The sequence below is a fragment of the Microbacterium sp. As-52 genome, from assembly GCF_049949185.1.
In the GTDB taxonomy this organism is placed as follows: domain Bacteria; phylum Actinomycetota; class Actinomycetes; order Actinomycetales; family Microbacteriaceae; genus Microbacterium; species Microbacterium maritypicum_A.
The window spans coordinates 1,871,462-1,889,430 of record NZ_CP188171.1 but is presented as its reverse complement, the minus strand read 5'-3'; the positions used below and the strand labels follow the sequence as shown (position 1 = coordinate 1,889,430).

Here is a 17,969-nt window from a genome sequence, read left to right as displayed (position 1 = left end):
ACCGCCTGTGTGACCCCGGGTGACGAACCCGACCCCGCCCCCTTCTGCATGCAAGAGAATTGAAAGCGATGTCTGAACGCGAAGAACACACCCACTGGCAGGCCGAGCGCCGCGCCGCCGTCACGTCGCCGACCGGCAACCTCGCCCTGATCGAGACCCGCTGGACCGGTGAGCGCCCCGATGTCGATGCCGAACAGCGCGCCGCGGCCGGCACAGTGACCGTGACGCCGATCGAGCGCACGAACATCGAGACGGGTCAGGCGGAGCACGGGCTGCGCGTCTGGGATGCCGACGCCCCCGCCATCCGCGCCTTCGACCGCATCGACACCTACGATTACGACCCGGCGTGGGTGCTCGAGGGACACTTCACCCCGGTCTCCGGTGATCGACGCGTGTCGTTCGAGCACATCCGCGACAACGGCGGCACGCGCGACCTGGTCGTCCCCGGCGACATCCGCCTCGAGCTCGACGGCCACGAGTACACCCTCGCCGCGTTCGACGACGGCGGCACGCTGCTGCTCGTGTTCGGCGACGAGACGAACGGCTCGGAGACCTACGGATCCGGTCGCTTCCTGTTCGTGCAGCTGCGCGACGACGAGGGCTCCGTCGTCCTCGACTTCAACCGCGCCTTCGTGCCGCCGTGCGGATTCAGCGCCCAGTACAACTGCCCGCTGCCGCCGGCATCCAACCGCTTCCCCCTGCCTATCCGAGCAGGCGAGAAGAACGTCGTGTTCCGCGACGGCTTCGACATCTACGCGGCCTGACGCCGCACTCGCTCACCCTGGAGTACTCATGAGAAGAACCCGCATCCTCGGCGCGCTCGGCGCCGTCGCCACGCTCGCCCTCGTGGCCGGCTGCGCGTCGGGCACGAGCAACGACGCCACCGCGAGCGAAGACGCCACGATCCTCATCGGGTCGCTGTACGAGCCCACCAACCTCAGCAACACGCAGGGCGGCGGCCAGGGTGTGACCGAGGCGCTGACCGGCAACGTCTACGAGGGCCTGTACCGGCTCACGGACGACGGCGAGGTCGAACCGCTCCTCGCCGAAGACGCCGAGGTGTCCGACGACGGCCTGACCTACACGATCACGCTGCGCGACGACGTGACCTTCCACTCGGGCGACCCGCTCACCTCCGCCGACGTGAAGTCGAGCATCGAGGCCGTCACCGCCGAAGACTCCGTGTCCGCCCGCAAGTCGAGCTTCAAGACCATCGCCGACATCGCCACCCCCGATGACAAGACGGTCGTGTTCACGCTGTCGGAGCGCTCGATCTCGTTCCTGTACAACCTCAGCTACGTCTGGATCGTGAACGACGAGGCCGGCGACATCACGTCGTCCGAAGACGGCACCGGCCCGTACACGCTGGACGAGTGGAAGAAGGGCTCGACCCTCACCCTCCAGCGCTGGGACGACTACTGGGGCGAGCCTGCCAAGAACGGCGAGGTCGTCTACACGTACTTCACCGACGCGACGGCGGAGAACAACGCACTCCTCACGGGTGAGATCGACGTCATCACCAGTGTGCAGAACCCCGACTCGCTCACGCAGTTCGACTCCGACGACTACGTCGTGAGCGAGGGCACCTCGACCACGAAGGAGCTGCTCGCCTTCAACGACCGCGTCGCCCCCTTCGACAACACGCTCGTGCGCAAGGCGGTCTATTCCGCGATCGACACGAAGAAGCTCCTCGAGTCGATCTGGGGCGACTACGGCACGCTGATCGGGTCGATGGTGCCGCCGACCGACCCCTGGTACGAGGACCTCACCTCCGTGAATCCCTACGACGTCGAGCTCTCGAAGGATCTGCTCGCGCAGGCCGGCTACGCCGACGGCTTCACGTTCACGCTCGACACCCCGAGCTACGACCCGCACCCCGCCGTGGCGGAGTTCCTGCAGTCGCAGCTCGCCCAGGTCGGCATCACGGTCGAGATCAACACGATCAGCGCCGACGAGTGGTACACGAAGGTGTTCAAGGAGCAGGACTTCGAGGCCACTCTGCAGGAGCACGTGAACGACCGCGACGTGGTCTGGTACGGCAACCCCGACTTCTACTGGGGCTACAACGACACCGACGTGCAGCAGTGGGTCGCCCAGGCCGAGCAGGCCGCAACGACCGACGAGCAGACGGCCCTGCTGAAGCAGGTCAACGAGAAGATCGCCGCGGATGCCGCGAGCGTATGGTTGTACCTGTACCCGCAGATCGTGGTCGCCTCCAGCGATCTCAGCGGGTACCCGGTCAACGGCCTGAACTCGCAGTTCTTCGCCTACGACATCGTCAAGTCCTGACGTTCGTGGGGGATGCCGCGCGTCGGCATCCCCCACGTCATCCTGAGAAGCCATGCTCGCCTACCTCCTGCGCCGCCTCGCGTTCCTCGCGGTATCGCTCGTCGTCGCGATGGTCGCGATCTTCGTTCTGCTGCGCCTGCTTCCCGGCGACCCGGCCAACGCCCTGCTCTCGGTGAACGCCACCCCGGAGCAGATCGATGCCGCGCGCGCTCAGGTCGGCTCCGACCAGCCGCTGCTGCAGCAGTTCACGACGTGGGCGAGCCAGGTGCTCCGCTTCGATCTGGGTGAATCGTTCCTGAGCTCGCGCCCTGTCGGGCCCGACATCGCCGACCGTCTCGCCGTGACGCTTCCGCTCACCCTCATCGCCTTCACGATCGCGCTGCTCGTCTCCCTCGTCATCGGCATCACCGCCGCCGTGAAATCCGACCGCTGGTACGGCATCGCCCTCTCGGGCTTCGCGCAGCTCGGTGTCGCGGTCCCCGTGTTCTGGGTCGGCGTGGTGCTCGTCTGGGTGTTCGCGCTCGGCCTCGGTGCTCTGCCGTCCGGCGGATTCCCCCGCAAGGACTGGGAAGATCCGACGGATGCACTGCGCTCGCTCGCGCTGCCCATCCTCACCATCGTGATCGTCATGAGCGCCTCCCTGAGCCGATACGTGCGCTCGGCGACGCTCGACGTGCTCGGCAGCGACTATCTGCGCACCGCCCGCGCCGGTGGTTCCGGCATGGGTGAGGCTCTGCTCCGGCATGGGGTGCGCAACGGCGCGGTGCCCGTCGTCGCGGTGCTCGGCATCGAACTGTCGACGACGCTTCTCGGCGCGGTGGTCGTCGAGAGCGTCTTCACGCTTCCGGGACTCGGCAGCCTGCTGCTGTCGGCCATCGAACAGCATGACTTCCAGGTCATCCAGGGCGTCCTCGTCGTCAGCACCCTGTTCGTGCTGCTGGTCGGGTTCGCCGCCGACATCGTGCAGCGCCTGATCGACCCGCGCCTGCGCACGAGCGTCTCGGGGAACCGATGAGCCGCGTCGCCGAACAGCTGATCACCGCGTCCGTGCCCGTGCGCCGGCGGCCGAAGGCGACCCTGCTGATCGGGATCGTCCTCACCGGCATCATCGTGCTGATCGCCCTGGTCTCCCTGTTCTGGCTCCCCTATCCGCTGGCCGACACCAGCGGCGGCCGTCTCGAGGGGCCCAGCACCCTGCACCTGCTCGGCACCGACCGACTCGGACGCGACCTGTTCTCGCAGCTGATGTGGGGCGCACGTATCGCCCTCATCGTCGGCACCTGCGCCGTCGCGATCGCGGCGATCCTCGGCACCGTCGTCGGGCTTCTCGCCGCATTCGCGCGCCCCTGGGTCGACGACACCCTCTCCGCCGGACTGGATGTCGTGATCGCGTTCCCCGTCCTCCTGCTCGCGATGCTGGTCGTCGCCGTACAGGGAGCGTCGCTGTGGTCGGCGGTGCTCGCGATCGGACTCGCGATGTCGGCGGTCGTCGCCCGTCTCACGCGCATCCTCGCGCGTCGCGTGCTGCAGGAGCAGTACATCACCGCCGCGCGCACGAGCGGCACCGGTGTGCTCGGAATCGTGTTCCAGCATGTGCTGCCGAACATCGCACCCACGCTCGCCGTGAACCTGGCGCTGCAGTTCGGCGCAGCCGTGCTGGCCGAGGCGAGCCTGTCGTACCTCGGGTTGGGGGCACCGCCGCCCAACGCCTCCTGGGGGCGGATGCTGCAGGAGGCGCAGGGCACCGTGCTCACCGCCCCCGTCGGCGCCATCGCTCCCGGTGTCGCGATCATCGCGCTCGTGCTCGGCGTGAACTTCCTCGCCGACGGTCTGCGTGACCTGGCTGACCCGACCCGCAGGAGGAGCCGATGAGCATCCTCGACGTCTCCGGCCTCACCGTCCGCTCCGGCGCGGGCACCCTCGTGCGCGATGTCGCCTTCTCCCTCGCGCCCGGTGAGCGCCTGGGCCTGATCGGTGAGTCCGGCTCGGGCAAATCGCTGACGTCCCTGGCCGTGACCGGGCTGCTACCGGATGCCCTCAGCGCGTCGGGCTCGGTGCTGCTCGACGGCCACCAGGTGATCGACGCTCGAGACGCCGATCTGCGCCCCCTGCGCGGACCCGTCGCGCAGATCGTGTTCCAGGAGCCCCTCACCGCGCTCGATCCGCTGATGAAGGTCGGTCGCCAGATCGCCGAACCGCTGCGTCGCCACCTCGGGCTGCGCGGCGCGGAACTGCGTTCTGCGGTAGCGGCTGCCCTCGACGAGGTCGCGTTGTCCGACGCCCGCATCGCACGCGCCTACCCGCATGAGCTCTCGGGTGGCCAGCGTCAGCGGGTGGCGATCGCCGTCGCCCTCGCGGCTCGCCCGCAACTGCTCATCGCCGACGAACCGACGACTGCACTGGACGTGACCGTGCAGGACGGCGTGCTCGCGCTGATGGAACGCCTGGTCGACGAACGAGGCATGGCGCTGCTGTTCATCAGCCACGATCTGGCCGTCGTCTCGCGCATGGTCGATCGCATCGTCGTGCTGCGCGACGGACTCGTGGTCGAAGCAGGCACGGTCGCGCAGGTGCTGCAGGAGCCCGCCGAGCCGTACACGAGGATGCTGGTCGACAGCGCCCGTGCACTCGACGCCTTCCTCGACGCCGGGGAGGTCGGCGCATGAGCCTGCTCGAACTGCGTGGTGCCGGCTTCGCCTACGGGTCCCGCCGCGTGCTCGACGACGTGTCGCTGCGCATCGACGAAGGCGACTCCCTCGGCCTGGTCGGCGAATCGGGTGCGGGCAAGTCGACGATCCTGCGACTGCTGCTCGGACTCGCCGCCCCGCGCGATGGACAGGTGCTGTTCGAGGATGCCCCGCTCGCACTGCGCGACCGGGCGCAGATGCGTCGCTTCCGCGCGAGCGTGCAGCCGGTGTTCCAGGACCCGTACTCGTCTCTCGACCCGCGCCAACGCATCGACCGGATCATCGGCGAACCGCTCCGTTCGCTGGGTCTGGCATCCGGCGCCGATGCACAACGCCGCATCGCCGAGGCGCTCGACTCCGTCGGACTTCCCGCCGATACCGCGCGCCGCTATCCGCACGAGTTCTCCGGTGGGCAGCGCCAGCGCATCGCGATCGCGCGCGCCGTGGTCTCACGCCCCCGGGTGCTGCTCGCCGACGAACCCGTCAGCGCCCTCGACGTGACGACGCGCGTGCAGGTGCTCGAGCTGCTCGACCGGCTTCGCCGCGAGAACGGCCTGTCGCTCGTGATGGTGTCGCACGACCTGACCGCGATCGCCTCGGCCTGTGATCGCACGCTCGTGCTGCAGAACGGCCGCGTGGTCGAGCAGGGGGCCACCCCGGCCGTGCTGCACAAACCGCAGGACCCGTACACGCGGGCTCTGGTCGATGCCGTGCCGCGGCTGCCGCGCTGAGCACCGGGCGGGGTCAGGCGAAGTCCCGCCACGTCTCGCGAAGAGCGGCGACGGAACCATCCAATTCGGACGCCGACAGGTACACAGGCCCCTCCGCGATATCCACATTCCGAAGCGGGTCATCGTCTCGATGCTGCGGGAACACATGGCAGTGCAGGTGCGGTGCGCGATGCCCCATCACGAGGTAGTCGATCTTTCGGGGCGTGAACGCCGCGCCGACCGCCTTCCCCGCGCGCTGCACGTCGTGCCAGAAAGCATTGAGCTGGAGCGCATCGAGCCGATCGAGGTCGGTGACGTGTTCACGAAGAATCACCACGGAATAACCGGCGTGAGCTTGATTTCGCACGAGACGAAAGTACGTGGCCTCGGTGGAACCCACCAGGATGCTGTGTTCGTTCTCCTCCAGGTGAGCGTCGCCGCACATGCCACACCGCGCGGGATCGATGAGCTCCGACCACTGCTCGTCCGTCCACCACATCGGCTCATCGTAACCAGAAGCCTCCGTCGCGCCGTTCACACCGCTCGCGTCGACAAGCCGAAGTACTCCAGCTCCGCATCGTTCAGCATCCGGGACCGGATCAGGAATCGCATCCCGGTCGGGCCTTCGACCGAGAAACCCGCACCGCGCCCCGGCACCACGTCGATGGTCAGGTGCGTGTACTTCCAGTACTCGAACTGCGACTCCGACATGAACACCTCCACCGTCTGCGGCAGCCCGACGTCGAGGGCACCGAGCAGCACGTCGCCCGGCCCCGTGATGAACATCCCGATCGGATAGCACATGGGTGAAGAGCCGTCGCAGCAGCCGCCGGACTGGTGGAACATGAGCGGCCCGTGCTGTGCGGTCAGCTCACGCACGAGTGCGGCCGCCGCCTCCGTCACGTCCACGCGCTGATAGGTGCCGATGCTGACCATGACTGCCGCCTTCCGGGGAGGGAGCCGGGCGGATGCTGAGGGAGCAGCGCCCGCCCGGGGATCGAGCTCAGAAGAAGCCCATCGGCCCTTCCGCGTACGAGACGAGGAGGTTCTTCGTCTGCTGGTAGTGGTCGAGCATCATCTTGTGGTTCTCGCGCCCGACGCCCGACTGCTTGTACCCGCCGAACGCCGCATGCGCCGGGTACTGGTGATACGTGTTCGTCCAGACGCGTCCGGCCTCGATCGCCCGCCCTGCACGATAAGCCGTGTCCCCGCTGCGGCTCCACACACCGGCACCGAGTCCGTAGAGGGTGTCGTTCGCGATCGAGATCGCGTCGTCGAAGCCGTCGAACGAGGTGACCGACAGCACGGGCCCGAAGATCTCCTCCTGGAAGATGCGCATGTCATTGGTGCCCTCGAACACGGTCGGCGCGACGTAGAAGCCCTCGCTCAGATCGCCGCCGAGATCGACCCGCTCGCCACCGGTGAGCAGTCGCGCACCGCCCTGCTTGCCGATGTCGATGTAGCTGAGGATCTTCTCGAGCTGATCGTTCGACGACTGCGCGCCGATCATCGTCGCCGGATCCAACGGATTGCCCTGCACGACCTTCGCGACCCGTTCCAGCCCGTCGGCGAGGAAGCCGTCGTAGATCGACCGCTGGATGAGTGCGCGCGAGGGGCAGGTGCAGACCTCGCCCTGATTCAGCGCGAACATCGTGAAGCCCTCGAGCGCCTTGTCGTAGAACGGATCGCTGGTCGAACGCGCGACGTCTTCGAAGAACACGTTGGGGCTCTTGCCTCCGAGTTCCAGCGTCACCGGGATCAGGTTCTGCGAGGCGTACTGCATGATGAGGCGACCGGTCGTGGTCTCGCCCGTGAAGGCGACCTTGCGGATGCGCTTGTGCTGCGCGAGCGGAGCGCCCGCCTCGATACCGAACCCGTTCACGATGTTCACGACGCCGGCCGGCAGCAGGTCGCCGATGATCTCGAACAGGAACAACAGGGATGCCGGTGTCTGCTCGGCGGGCTTGATCACGACGCAGTTGCCCGCGGCGAGCGCGGGCGCCAGCTTCCAGACCGCCATCAGGATCGGGAAATTCCAGGGGATGATCTGCCCGACCACACCCAGCGGTTCATGGAAGTGGTACGCGACGGTGTTCTCGTCGAGCTGGCTGATGCCGCCTTCCTGCGCCCGCAGGACGCCGGCGAAGTAGCGGAAGTGGTCGACGGCGAGCGGGATGTCGGCGGCGAGGGTCTCGCGCACCGGCTTGCCGTTCTCCCAGGTCTCGGCGACCGCGATCTCCTCGAGGTGCTGTTCGATCCGGTCGGCGATCTTGTTGAGGATCACGGATCGCTCGGCAGGACTGGTCTTGCCCCAGGTCGCGAACGCCTGCCACGCGACCTCGACGGCCCGGTCGATGTCTTCGCTCGTGCCGCGACCGACCTCGGTGAAGACCTTGCCGTTCACGGGGCTGACGTTCTCGAAATACTGGCCCTTCACGGGCTCGACGAACTCGCCGCCGATGTAGTGGCCGTAGCGCGGCCGGTAGTTCGCGAGGGCGCCCGGCTGGCCCGGGGCCGCGTAGGCGAGGGACACGTCTTCTTCGACGATGCTCATGGGGTCTCCTTCGACGGGGCCGCGCGTCGGTGCAGCGGCTCTTCTCCGAAGGTAGGTCGCCCGGGGTTGCGCCCCGATGCGCAACGTTGCGCCCGGTTGCAGGCCGCGGTCAGGCCTCGAGGCGCTCGATCCTCGCGACGAGCCCTGCGCGCTTCGGCGACCGGGCGGGGAGCATCTCCAGCGCGAGACGGAGTGCCTCGGCATCTCCCTGCCCCTCGGGGATCTCTGCGTAGGAGAGCAGCACGTCGAGACTCGCCTCGGACAGCATCGCTTCGCGGAGCGCTCCCCTCACCGACTCCCGGAACTCCTCGACGCCGGGCGAGGTCGACTCGGGGAGCACCGGACCCCGATAGGCGGTGAGCGCCACCCGGTGCGCGCCGCGATCGAGCAGTGACAGCACGTCATGTGCGTCGGTATCGAGGGCGACGGGAAGGCGGTACGGGCGCGACTCGGGCACCAGATCGGGGGCCGTGCGCTCGAGCACCTTGCGCAGGCGAACCATCTCCGGGCGGAGCGTGTCGGGCGAGACGCCCGGGCCGTAGACGAGCTCGCAGAGGCGCTCGGCCGAGAGACCCTGGCGGTGCACGGCCAGCATCAGCAGGATCGCCGCGTGGCGTGCGCTGAGCTCGATCATGGACTCGTCGTGTGCGGACTCGGTCTCCAGGCGGGCTCGATCCCGGCCGAGCACATGCAGCGTCGCGCGCGCGGTCGCCGGCATGCGTCCCTTCGTCACGCTGGTTCGCGGCCGGGACTCCTCGCTCCGTCGGCGCAGACGAGCCACCATCAACTCCGACTCGACCGCGCGGGCCGTCGCATCGACCAGCAGTCGCGCCTGCAGCGAGACCACCTCGGGGCCTCCGGTGATGTCGATGACTCCGAGCACACGCTGCGTCTCGGGGTCGCGGACGGGTGCAGCCGTGCATGACCACGGATGCACGAGGCGGTTGTAGTGCTCCGCGCCGCGGATCTGCACCGACTGGCCGAGGGCGAGCGCGGTTCCGGGGGCGCTCGTGCCGACGGCATCCTCCGACCAGTTCGCACCGGCGACGAAGCCCATGCCGTCGGTGAGCGAGCGCAGCTGATCATCCCCCTCGATCCAGAGCAGGCGTCCGGCCTGGTCGCCGACGGCGATGATCACTCCGGTGTCCTCCGCCTCGCCGGGCAGCAGCAGCGCACGGATCATGTCCATCACCGAGGCGAGAGGGTGGGCGAGGCGGTAGGCCTCGAGCTCGTCGCTGACCAGTTCGAGCGGAGGAGCGCCTTCGGGTCCGACCCGACCGCGCCACGACCTCTCCCACGACTCGCGGACGAGGGGGCGCACCTCTTGCAGGCGCCGGTCGTCGAGATTGCCGGCGAGCAGCTCTTCGTGCGCACGCTCGATGAGCAGTCGCGATGTCGGGGGGAGGGACTCGCGGGATACCTGCCACGGCGCAGACACAGCGGTCTCCGATCGTCGAGAGCGTGCGTTGCCTCAGTGTACGAGCAGCGCGGCCCCGAGGGAACACCTCACCGCGTCAACGGAGGAGGCCGGCGACGAGGTCGTCGATCACCTCGTCCGTCGAGGTGTCCGGATCGATCGGAGTGGTGAGCCGGTCGAGCAGCAGTCCGTCGATCGCGTAGTGGAAAAGCGCGATCTCGCGCCGTCCGCCCGGGAGCCCTGCCGAGGTGTTGAAGGCGATGTCGCCGTCGAAGCCGGCACGTTGCCAGGCGCCCAGCACGGCGGCGACCTCGGGGCGTCGGCCGCCTTCGAGTCGCAGCTCGAACAGGGCGAGCGTCACGTCTCGATCCTCGGTCAGCCTTCGCACGATGTCGCGGATGTAGTCGGCGAACAGCGCGGGGCCGGGTGGCACGTTCGCGCGGCGCTCGAGATCCTCGGTCGTAGGAGCGAGTCGCTCTCCGATTCGCTCGACGAGTCCCTCGATCAGGGCGTTCCGACTGCGGAAGTAGTTCGATGTGGTGCCGGTCGGAACCCGCGCGGCGACGTCGACCGCGCGGTGCGTGAGACCTCTCGACCCTTCCCGTGCGAGCACCGTGAGTCCCGCATCCGCGATCGCCCGCCGCCGGGAGTCGTTCTTGACCATGGGAAGAAGACTAGCGCAATCACTACGCCTGTTGTACTGTAACTGCGACAAGTGTAGTGATTGGAGCATCATGCGAGAACTCGTGTACTACGCCGCCGTCACCCTCGACGGCTACATCGCCGGCCCGAACGGCGAGTTCGACGCGTTCCTCGTCGAGGGCGACCACATGGACGGCATCAATCGGCGCTTCGCCGACACCCTCCCGACCGCCGCGGCCGCAGCGCTCGGGATCGCACAGAACCTCGACGTCTTCGACACGGTGCTGATGGGGTGGAACACCTACGCCGTCGGCGGGGTCTCCAGCCCCTACCGTCACCTGCGACAGATCGTCTTCAGTCGTTCGAAGACGGCCGAGGGCGAGAGCCTCGTCGTCACGGCCGAGGATCCGATCGACGTCGTGCGGCGACTGAAACAGGAAGATGGCGCCGCCATCTGGCTCTGCGGCGGGGGCGCCCTGGCGGCGACACTCGCCGACGAGATCGACCGACTCGTCCTCAAACGACAGCCCTTGCTGTTCGGCTCGGGCATTCCCCTGTTCGGTGAGCGCCCGTATCGCCCCGAGAGGTTCGATGCCGTGCAGACGGTCGCCTACGAAAGCGGCGTGGTGTTCACCGAGCTGGAGCGTCGGCGCGAGGGGTGATGCGAGAGAGATCTTCCTGCTAGCATTCTGCTGTCAGGAGGCGGGATATGGCGACCGTGACCATCCGGAATCTCAGCGACGATGTCGTCGACGCGCTGAAGGAGCGTGCCCGACAGAACTCCCGCTCGATGGAGGCCGAGGTGCGCGACGTGCTCACGCGATTGGCGAAGAACAGCGCGAGCGGGCTCGAAGCCGACCTGGCGCAGCGGATGGCCCGTCCGCGCCGGTGGTCGGTCCCATCAAGCGAGATCATGGCGAGGGTGGAAGCGAACCCGTCGACCCCGGAACAAGACAGGATGCGTCGGGAATGGGCGGCGGAGCTGGAGGCGGACAGGCCGAATCCCTTCTTCCTCGAACCGCTCCGGGACCCGTGGGAGAGTCGTGATTCTTCTTGACACGAACGTGCTGATCCAGCTCGACAGCGTGCAGTTGCCCCCGGACGACGTGGCTCTGAGCGCCATCGTCTACGCCGAACTTCAGCTCGGAGTCGAGCGTGCGACGGATCCGGTTCTTCGCCGCAGCCGCCGCAACGAACTGATGCGCCTCTCCTCACTCCTCGAAGCCGACTGGCTCCCGTTCGATCGGGCAGCCGCGGAGGGATACGCCCGCCTTGCGTCGGAGGTGATCCTGACCCGTCCCGCACATGCCCGGAGCAAGGACCTCATGCTGGCCGGGCACGCCTACGCACTCGGCGCCGCCCTCCTCACCTTCAACCCGAAGGACTTCGAGCTCGTGTCCGGCGACGTCGAGATCATCGTCCCCGAACTGCGCTGAGACAGGTCAGCCGCGCGCGGCCCACCACTCCCGAAGCCGCTGCTCGGCGACATCGGGCCCGAGCACGCCCTCGTCCAGGCGCAGGTCGAGGAGGAACCGGTACGCCTCGCCGACCTCGCGTCCGGGGCTGATGCCGAGCACCTGCTGGATGCGGTTGCCGTCGAGCTCCGGACGGATCGCGTCGAGCTCCTCCTGCTCGCGGAGTGCGGCGATGCGCGACTCGATGTCGTCGTAGGCGCTCGCGAGACGACCGGCCTTGCGCTTGTTCCGCGTGGTCACGTCGGCGCGGGTGAGGATGTGCAGGCGCTCCAGCAGATCGCCGGCATCGCGCACGTAGCGACGCACGGCCGCATCCGTCCAGGCGCCCTCGGCGTAGCCGAAGAAGCGCAGGTGCAGCTCGATGAGCGTGGCGACGGCGTTCGTGGTCTCGGTGTCGAAGCGCAGCGCCTGCAGCCGCTTGCGCGCCATGCGCGCCCCGACCACATCGTGGTGGTGGAACGTGACCACTCCCCCGGCCTCGAGCTTGCGGGTGCGCGGCTTGCCGATGTCGTGCAGGAGTGCCGCGATGCGCAGCGGCACGTCGGGCGCGGCGCCAGGGTGCCGGGAGTGCTCGAGCTCGATCGCCTGGGCGAGCACGGTGAGCGAGTGCTCGTAGACGTCCTTGTGGTGGTGGTGCTCGTCGACCTCGAGGCGCAGTTCGGTGACCTCGGGCAGGAACTCGTCGATCAGCCCGGTGTCGACCAGCACGCGGATCCCGCGCACCGGGTCTTCGGTCTGCATGAGGCGCACGAGCTCGGACTGGATGCGCTCCGGACTCACGATCTTCAGCGTCTCGCGGAGCTCGGCGATCGCCTCGGCCGTGGCCTCTTCGACGCGGAAGCCGAGCTGGGCGCTGAAGCGCGCGGCGCGCAGCATGCGCAGGGGGTCGTCGCCGAATGAGATCCGGGGGTCCGCCGGGGTGCGCAGAACACCCGCGATCAGATCTTCCACCCCACCGGTCGGGTCGACGAGCTTGACCGACGGCACCTGCAGGGCCATGGAGTTGACGGTGAAGTCGCGGCGCACGAGGTCGCCGTCGATCGTGTCGCCGAACTCCACCGTGGGCTTGCGGGTCACACCGTCGTAGCTGTCGGCACGATACGTCGTGATCTCGACCTGTTCGCGCTGCACGCGCGCGCCGATCGTGCCGAACGCCCGGCCGATGTCCCACTGGGCGGTCGAGATCGGCGTGACGATGGTCAGGATCTCGTCGGGCGAGGCGTTGGTCGTGAAGTCGAGGTCATGGGTCACGCGTCCGAGCAGCGCATCGCGCACCGGACCACCGACGACGGCCAGATCGAAGCCGGCCTCCTCGAACGCCGTCGCGAGGGTGCGGACGACCGGATTCTCGGCGAGCGCACCGAGACGGGCGAGGCCGTCAGCCATATTGAGCATGGGTTCCAGCGTACCGGGGTGAGCCGTTCGTGCCGGGGCAGTCTGCTGCCCCTGCCTCTTCTCCGAGCCCTTCTGCGAAAACCCAGATCGTCCGCCCGCGCGCCGGCGCGCCACCCCTCGACACGCCGGTCCCCGCGACGTCGGTCTCCGTTTCGGCCGAAGGAGCGTCGGTCGCGGAGTTCACCCACCCTTCCCTTCGGGGTCAGACGCCGGTCATCCGTCTTCGATGGGGTGGAGGGGCCTCGTGCGGCTGAGCACGGAAACCCCACCTCGAAGGACTGACATGACCTCCCCCACCCCTGCGGTGCGGTGGCGGCGTCGCGGACTGACGTCCGTCGCGCTCCTCGCCCTGCTCGGCGGCGCCGTCGTCGCCCCCGCGGCTCTCGCCGCACCCGACCCCGAGGTGCCGACGGGATCGCTGATCACCGGCGACACCTCCTGGCACTACCTCGACGACGGCTCCGACCCGTCTCCCGCACCGGCGGCGCTCCGTGACTGGACGCTGCCCGCCTATGACGACAGTGCATGGAAGACCGCTGCCGGCTCGTTCGGCGCGAAGGGCGGGAAGCTCGCACCGGTCGGTCCGCAGACGCCGAAGACCCTTCTGAACCACTACCTCGACGGCACGGCGGCCCCCACCGTCCCGACCTACTTCTTCCGCACGACCTTCGAGCTCGAAGCGGGCGTCGCCGAGCAGGTCGCGGCCCTCCAGAGCACTATCACGTACGACGACGCGATCATCGTCTGGATCAACGGCGAAGAGGTCGCCCGCTACGTCGACGGCCGCATCACCGACACCACCAACGTCGAGTACGCGGGAGACGGCAACGGCGACCCGCTCACCAGCACGTTCAGCGCCGAAGGCGACCTGCTGCACGACGGCACCAACACGATCGCCGTCTCGCTGTTCCAGGACCGGGAGACCAGCTCCGACATCTTCTTCGACATGTCGTCGCTGACCCTGGTCAAGGCATCCGCCCCCGGCACCCCGGTCGTCGCCCCGCCGACCCGCGTCATCCTCACCCCGACCGAGCAGCCTGCCGTCTCGCAGTCGTTCTCCTGGCTCGCCGGCGACTCCTCGCACACGGTCGGACAGGTCGAGATCGCGCCCTCGGCGGGCGGCGAGACCCGCACCGTCGACGCATATGACGCGGGTGTCGTGAACGGCAACCCGAACAAGCACTTCTCGGCCACCGTGACCGGCCTCACCGCCGCCACCGAGTACCGCTATCGCGTCGGCCTCCCGGGCAGCTGGAGCGACTGGTTCACCTTCCGCACCGCGGATCCGTCCGCGACCGACTTCCAGTTCATCTACTACGGCGACGCGCAGATCGGCCTCGACACCACGTGGCCGAGCGTCGTGAAGCAGGCGGAAGCCGCCGCGCCCCGGTCGATCGGCTCGGTGCACGCGGGTGACCTCATCAACACGTCGAGCAACGAGAACGAGTGGGTCAACTGGTTCAAGGGCATGAAGGACTCGGCCGTCCGCACCAACGTGATGGCCGCCCCTGGCAACCACGAATACTCGGGCGACAAGCTGCTCACGGCGTGGAAGGCCGCGTTCGAATACCCGCGCAACAACCCGTCGACGAGCTCGATCGGCGAGCTGGCCGACCTCGCCAAGGGCGACTCCGCCGTGGCGCAGCAGTACCGCGCGTTCTTCGACCACTGGAGCTCGTTCGCCGCCGAGACCGCGTACTACACCGACTACCAGGGCGTGCGTTTCATCACGCTGAACGCCACCCGCGACACGACCTTCCTCACCCCGGCCGGACTCCCGTCCTGCACGGGCACGGAGTGCCCGTCGTCCCAGATCGGCACGCTGTGGACCCGCTTCCAGGGCGCCTGGCTCGACCTGCTGCTGCAGAACAGCCCGTCGAAGTGGAACGTCGTCACGTTCCACCAGCCGGTGTTCTCGGCATCCGAGGGTCGCGACGAGCCGGTGTTGCGCGCCGAGTGGCTCCCGGTCTTCCAGCGCAACGACATCGACCTGGTGCTCATGGGCCACGACCACACCTACGCTCGCGGCTACGTGAACACCGATGCCACCGAGACCACCGGCCTCACCACCGGCCCGGTCTACGTCGTGTCGAACTCGGGCGCGAAGCACTACGACCTCGAGATCCCCGAGAAGAACGTCTGGACCAACAACGGCGCCACCCAGGTGCTGCGTGGCCAGGGTGTCACCACGTACCAGGTCATCGACGTGTCGAAGAATCAGCTGGTCTACCGTTCGTACCTCGCCGAGAAGCAGCCGGGCGCGACCACCGACCTCCCCGTCGGCGCCGTCTACGACACGTTCACCGTGACGAAGTCGAATGCCGGGGAGAAGTGGGTCACCGAGGCCGGCGTCACGCCTCCGGTCACGCCGGAGCCCGAAGTTCCGGCCAAGGTCGAGCTCGGCGCGGCATCCGTGAAGGCCGGCGGCACGGTCACGGTATCGGGCAGCGGCTTCGCGGAGGGCGCGCAGCTGCGACTCGAGCTGCGGTCCGACCCGGTGCAGCTGGGCACCGCCACCGCCGGTGCGGACGGATCCTTCCAGCGCACGGTCACGATCCCGGCGAACACCCCGGCCGGCGGGCACACGCTCGCGGTGATCCTGCCCGACGGCACCGAAGTCACCGCGGCCCTCACCGTCGCAGCGGCAGCCGGTGGCGGAGCGGTGGCACCGGGCAACGGCGGCTCGACAGGCGGCGACCTCGCCACCACAGGTGCCGACAGCGCGCCGTACATCGTCGCAGCCGTCGTGCTCCTCGCCGCCGGCCTCGGCCTGTTCGCGATGCGCCGTCGTCGCCGTCACGCCGCGGTGGAGACGACCGAGGCGGAGTAGTCCGCACGAGAGGGTGCCGTGCCGTCTTCGGACAGGCCGGCACCCTCTTTCCCTGCACAGATATCCCATCGATAACGATGCGGATTCCGCTGCTCACGGGGAGCCATCCCCTCCTCCACACACCCCTACGCTGTGGACATGCGCCCTCACTCTCGCCTCATCCTCGCTTCGGCCACAGCCGCACTCCTGGGCCTCTCGCTCACCGCCTGCGCCCCGGCGAGCACAGACGGCTCGGTGACGCCGTCATCGTCATCGTCGCCGGTCGCCTCTCCGTCCCCCACGCCTGCGGACCGGGTCGTCGAGATCTCGGTCGACGGCCTCTCGGTCGACGACGGCGCCGTGATCGCGTACGACGACCCTGACGGCGCTGTCGCCGCCCTCACCGACGCCTTCGGATCGGCTCCGACGGAAGGAACCGTCGAGGGCCCCTACGGCGCCGTGTACTCCGGATACGACTGGCAGGGCACGGAGGCGACGGTCCGCGAGACCCGTATCGACCTGGTCGTGTCGGCGGATGCCCCCGGTGTGATATTCCGCACCCCGGAGGGCATCGGCATCGGTTCCACGCGCGCCGAGGCGATGGCCGCAGGAGCGGTGGACGGCTGGGATGAAGACGGCGACGGCGTCGCCGACTACCTGAGCATCGACGTGCGAGAGGTTCCCGGCACATCGTCCCTCGTGAATCCCGGAGAAGTCGGCGTGGAGTACATCGACCTCAAGATCACCGGCGATGTCGTGACCCGCCTCAGCACCGGAGGCAACGACTTCAGCGACATCTGAAGCGAATCCGGACGCTGTCGACAAGACTCCCCATCGCCTGACGGAACCGCCGACTGAGATAGCCTTCACCCGAGTCCGTCCCCGGTGAAGGAGAGCAAGTGTCCGCGAATGATGTGATCGCCGACGAGACCGATCGGATCGTCGCCGCGGCCCTGCAGGTGAACGGCCGCGCGTCGTGGGGCGAGATCGCTCGCGTGGTCGATCTGCCCGAGCGCACGGTCGCCCGTCGAGGCCAACGGCTGCTGGATCGAGGACTGGTCCGCGTCTCCACCTACGTCGACCCGGCCCGCGTCCTACACGCCCGCGCGGTGCTGTTCCGCATCACGACCGAGCCCCATGCCCTGTGGCACGTGGCACGCACGCTCGCGCGGCGGGCGGACGCGTCCTCGGTCTCGGTGCTCGAGGGCAGCAGCGACATCGCCGGAATGCTGCTCCCCCACGATGACGCCTCCATCCGCGAGCTGCTCTTCACCGACTTCCCCGAGCTCGACGGCATTGACTCGATCAATGTCACGACAGTGCTGAAGTTCTTCCGCTCGGGGCACGACTGGCGCGCGGGAGTGCTCACCGACGAGCAGGCGCGCATGCTCGACGAGTCGTCCGGATCCGAGGTCGACCCCGCCGATTCTCTGAGCACGGACGAAGAGGCGCTCATCCGGCTGCTGCTGAAGGACGGACGGATGCCGGTCGCTCAGCTTGCCCGATCGCTGGGACTGAACGTCACGACCACCCGGCGCCGGATGGAGTCCCTGAGCCGTCGCGGTCTGATGCATCCGCGGACCGAGGTCGTGCCGAGTCTGTTCGGGTTGGGACTGGAGGCGCTCGTCTGGCTCCGGGTGCCGATGGCGCGCCTCGAGAGAGTGGGAACCGCCCTGGCGGCAGCGCCCGAGGTGAAGTTCATCGCCGCGACCACCGGCACCTCGCAACTGCTCGCCAACGTGCTCGTGAAAGACGCCGACGAGTTCTACGAGTTCCTCACCGGACCGGCGGTGGCAGGACACGAAGGTCTCGAGGTGGTGGAGTCCCTGGTGGTCATCACTCCGGTGTTGCGCGGATCGTTGATCGTCGACGAGGCCCCTGAGGCCTTGGCGAAGGACATGCCCACCGGCGCAATTCGTTTGTAGTCCGATTCTGTTACTGGCATGTAACGAAATGGCGAGATCGTTCTCCACAGCTTGACCTAGTGGCGA

The 17,969-nt window shown here is 68.3% G+C and carries 18 protein-coding genes; 12 read left to right on the top strand and 6 right to left on the bottom strand.

Features of this window, described 5'->3' with window-relative positions:
* Nucleotides 1-68: 68 nt before the first annotated feature.
* Genes ACLFA2_RS09020 through ACLFA2_RS08995 form a run of 6 tightly spaced genes read left to right on the top strand, consistent with a single transcriptional unit; the run spans nucleotide 69 to nucleotide 5,707 of the window.
* Nucleotides 69-764 carry a DUF1684 domain-containing protein gene (locus ACLFA2_RS09020; RefSeq protein WP_167255011.1) on the top strand — a complete coding sequence of 232 codons (696 nt, stop codon included), beginning with the start codon at nucleotides 69-71 and terminating at the stop codon, nucleotides 762-764.
* 28 nt (nucleotides 765-792) lie between these two features.
* On the top strand, nucleotides 793-2,289 hold the full coding sequence (locus ACLFA2_RS09015; protein WP_167255009.1) for an ABC transporter substrate-binding protein: 1,497 nt from the start codon (nucleotides 793-795) through the stop codon (nucleotides 2,287-2,289).
* Between the two features lie 52 nt (nucleotides 2,290-2,341).
* Nucleotides 2,342-3,304, top strand: a complete 963-nt coding sequence (locus tag ACLFA2_RS09010; protein ID WP_426622424.1) for an ABC transporter permease — start codon at nucleotides 2,342-2,344, stop codon at nucleotides 3,302-3,304.
* Complete coding sequence (locus tag ACLFA2_RS09005; RefSeq protein ID WP_426622423.1) at nucleotides 3,301-4,161, top strand: ABC transporter permease; 861 nt, start codon at nucleotides 3,301-3,303, stop codon at nucleotides 4,159-4,161. Before ACLFA2_RS09010 ends, ACLFA2_RS09005 begins: the two co-directional genes overlap by 4 nt.
* Nucleotides 4,158-4,955, top strand: a complete 798-nt coding sequence (locus tag ACLFA2_RS09000; RefSeq protein ID WP_426622422.1) for an ATP-binding cassette domain-containing protein — start codon at nucleotides 4,158-4,160, stop codon at nucleotides 4,953-4,955. The genes ACLFA2_RS09005 and ACLFA2_RS09000 overlap by 4 nt, the downstream gene beginning before the upstream one ends.
* The gene (locus tag ACLFA2_RS08995) at nucleotides 4,952-5,707 is read left to right on the top strand and encodes an ABC transporter ATP-binding protein (RefSeq protein ID WP_021201423.1); all 756 of its coding nucleotides are present in this window, start codon (nucleotides 4,952-4,954) and stop codon (nucleotides 5,705-5,707) included. The genes ACLFA2_RS09000 and ACLFA2_RS08995 overlap by 4 nt, the downstream gene beginning before the upstream one ends.
* Nucleotides 5,708-5,720: 13 nt before the next feature.
* Here the strand turns inward: ACLFA2_RS08995 and ACLFA2_RS08990 are convergent, their stop codons facing one another.
* From ACLFA2_RS08990 to ACLFA2_RS08970, 5 genes are all read right to left on the bottom strand, one after another.
* A complete protein-coding gene (locus ACLFA2_RS08990) occupies nucleotides 5,721-6,224 on the bottom strand; it encodes an HIT family protein (protein WP_152525983.1) in 504 nt (167 codons plus the stop codon).
* Entirely contained in the window at nucleotides 6,221-6,622 is a 402-nt protein-coding gene (locus tag ACLFA2_RS08985; RefSeq protein WP_021201421.1) for a DUF779 domain-containing protein, read from the bottom strand. Before ACLFA2_RS08985 ends, ACLFA2_RS08990 begins: the two co-directional genes overlap by 4 nt.
* A gap of 67 nt (nucleotides 6,623-6,689) precedes the next feature.
* Entirely contained in the window at nucleotides 6,690-8,240 is a 1,551-nt protein-coding gene (gene exaC, locus ACLFA2_RS08980) for an acetaldehyde dehydrogenase ExaC (RefSeq protein ID WP_021201420.1), read from the bottom strand.
* Nucleotides 8,241-8,349: 109 nt separating this feature from the next.
* A complete protein-coding gene (locus ACLFA2_RS08975) occupies nucleotides 8,350-9,678 on the bottom strand; it encodes a GAF domain-containing protein (RefSeq protein ID WP_021201419.1) in 1,329 nt (442 codons plus the stop codon).
* Nucleotides 9,679-9,754: 76 nt separating this feature from the next.
* Complete coding sequence (locus tag ACLFA2_RS08970) at nucleotides 9,755-10,321, bottom strand: TetR/AcrR family transcriptional regulator (RefSeq protein WP_021201418.1); 567 nt, start codon at nucleotides 10,319-10,321, stop codon at nucleotides 9,755-9,757.
* Nucleotides 10,322-10,391: 70 nt separating this feature from the next.
* Between ACLFA2_RS08970 and ACLFA2_RS08965 the strand changes: the two genes are divergently transcribed.
* From ACLFA2_RS08965 to ACLFA2_RS08955, 3 genes are read left to right on the top strand one after another with little or no spacing between them, the layout of a single operon-like run.
* On the top strand, nucleotides 10,392-10,961 hold the full coding sequence (locus tag ACLFA2_RS08965) for a dihydrofolate reductase family protein (protein WP_021201417.1): 570 nt from the start codon (nucleotides 10,392-10,394) through the stop codon (nucleotides 10,959-10,961).
* A gap of 47 nt (nucleotides 10,962-11,008) precedes the next feature.
* Nucleotides 11,009-11,356, top strand: a complete 348-nt coding sequence (locus tag ACLFA2_RS08960) for a FitA-like ribbon-helix-helix domain-containing protein (RefSeq protein WP_021201416.1) — start codon at nucleotides 11,009-11,011, stop codon at nucleotides 11,354-11,356.
* Complete coding sequence (locus ACLFA2_RS08955; RefSeq protein ID WP_046399039.1) at nucleotides 11,343-11,735, top strand: PIN domain-containing protein; 393 nt, start codon at nucleotides 11,343-11,345, stop codon at nucleotides 11,733-11,735. The genes ACLFA2_RS08960 and ACLFA2_RS08955 overlap by 14 nt, the downstream gene beginning before the upstream one ends.
* 6 nt (nucleotides 11,736-11,741) lie before the next feature.
* Here the strand turns inward: ACLFA2_RS08955 and ACLFA2_RS08950 are convergent, their stop codons facing one another.
* Nucleotides 11,742-13,169, bottom strand: a complete 1,428-nt coding sequence (locus ACLFA2_RS08950) for a CCA tRNA nucleotidyltransferase (RefSeq protein WP_021201414.1) — start codon at nucleotides 13,167-13,169, stop codon at nucleotides 11,742-11,744.
* A gap of 283 nt (nucleotides 13,170-13,452) precedes the next feature.
* On the opposite strand from ACLFA2_RS08950, the gene ACLFA2_RS08945 reads away from it, so the two are divergent.
* The 3 genes from ACLFA2_RS08945 to ACLFA2_RS08935 all read left to right on the top strand — a co-directional run bounded on the left by ACLFA2_RS08945 (nucleotide 13,453) and on the right by ACLFA2_RS08935 (nucleotide 17,903).
* Nucleotides 13,453-15,999, top strand: coding sequence for a purple acid phosphatase family protein (locus tag ACLFA2_RS08945; RefSeq protein ID WP_021201413.1), 2,547 nt, complete (start codon nucleotides 13,453-13,455; stop codon nucleotides 15,997-15,999).
* Between the two features lie 138 nt (nucleotides 16,000-16,137).
* Nucleotides 16,138-16,779, top strand: coding sequence for a hypothetical protein (locus ACLFA2_RS08940; RefSeq protein ID WP_167254987.1), 642 nt, complete (start codon nucleotides 16,138-16,140; stop codon nucleotides 16,777-16,779).
* 98 nt (nucleotides 16,780-16,877) lie between these two features.
* Entirely contained in the window at nucleotides 16,878-17,903 is a 1,026-nt protein-coding gene (locus tag ACLFA2_RS08935; protein WP_322955894.1) for an Lrp/AsnC family transcriptional regulator, read from the top strand.
* Nucleotides 17,904-17,969: the final 66 nt, after the last annotated feature.

Coding starts and splice junctions, on each gene's coding strand:
- ACLFA2_RS08945 (WP_021201413.1), top strand. CDS start 13,453: ATGACCTCCCCCACCCCTGCGGTGCGGTGGCGGCGTCGCGGACTGACG.
- ACLFA2_RS09000 (WP_426622422.1), top strand. CDS start 4,158: ATGAGCATCCTCGACGTCTCCGGCCTCACCGTCCGCTCCGGCGCGGGC.
- ACLFA2_RS09020 (WP_167255011.1), top strand. CDS start 69: ATGTCTGAACGCGAAGAACACACCCACTGGCAGGCCGAGCGCCGCGCC.
- ACLFA2_RS08995 (WP_021201423.1), top strand. CDS start 4,952: ATGAGCCTGCTCGAACTGCGTGGTGCCGGCTTCGCCTACGGGTCCCGC.
- ACLFA2_RS08950 (WP_021201414.1), bottom strand. CDS start 13,169: ATGCTCAATATGGCTGACGGCCTCGCCCGTCTCGGTGCGCTCGCCGAG.
- ACLFA2_RS09015 (WP_167255009.1), top strand. CDS start 793: ATGAGAAGAACCCGCATCCTCGGCGCGCTCGGCGCCGTCGCCACGCTC.
- ACLFA2_RS08940 (WP_167254987.1), top strand. CDS start 16,138: ATGCGCCCTCACTCTCGCCTCATCCTCGCTTCGGCCACAGCCGCACTC.
- ACLFA2_RS09010 (WP_426622424.1), top strand. CDS start 2,342: ATGCTCGCCTACCTCCTGCGCCGCCTCGCGTTCCTCGCGGTATCGCTC.
- ACLFA2_RS08970 (WP_021201418.1), bottom strand. CDS start 10,321: ATGGTCAAGAACGACTCCCGGCGGCGGGCGATCGCGGATGCGGGACTC.
- ACLFA2_RS08960 (WP_021201416.1), top strand. CDS start 11,009: ATGGCGACCGTGACCATCCGGAATCTCAGCGACGATGTCGTCGACGCG.
- ACLFA2_RS08985 (WP_021201421.1), bottom strand. CDS start 6,622: ATGGTCAGCATCGGCACCTATCAGCGCGTGGACGTGACGGAGGCGGCG.
- ACLFA2_RS08965 (WP_021201417.1), top strand. CDS start 10,392: ATGCGAGAACTCGTGTACTACGCCGCCGTCACCCTCGACGGCTACATC.
- ACLFA2_RS09005 (WP_426622423.1), top strand. CDS start 3,301: ATGAGCCGCGTCGCCGAACAGCTGATCACCGCGTCCGTGCCCGTGCGC.
- exaC (WP_021201420.1), bottom strand. CDS start 8,240: ATGAGCATCGTCGAAGAAGACGTGTCCCTCGCCTACGCGGCCCCGGGC.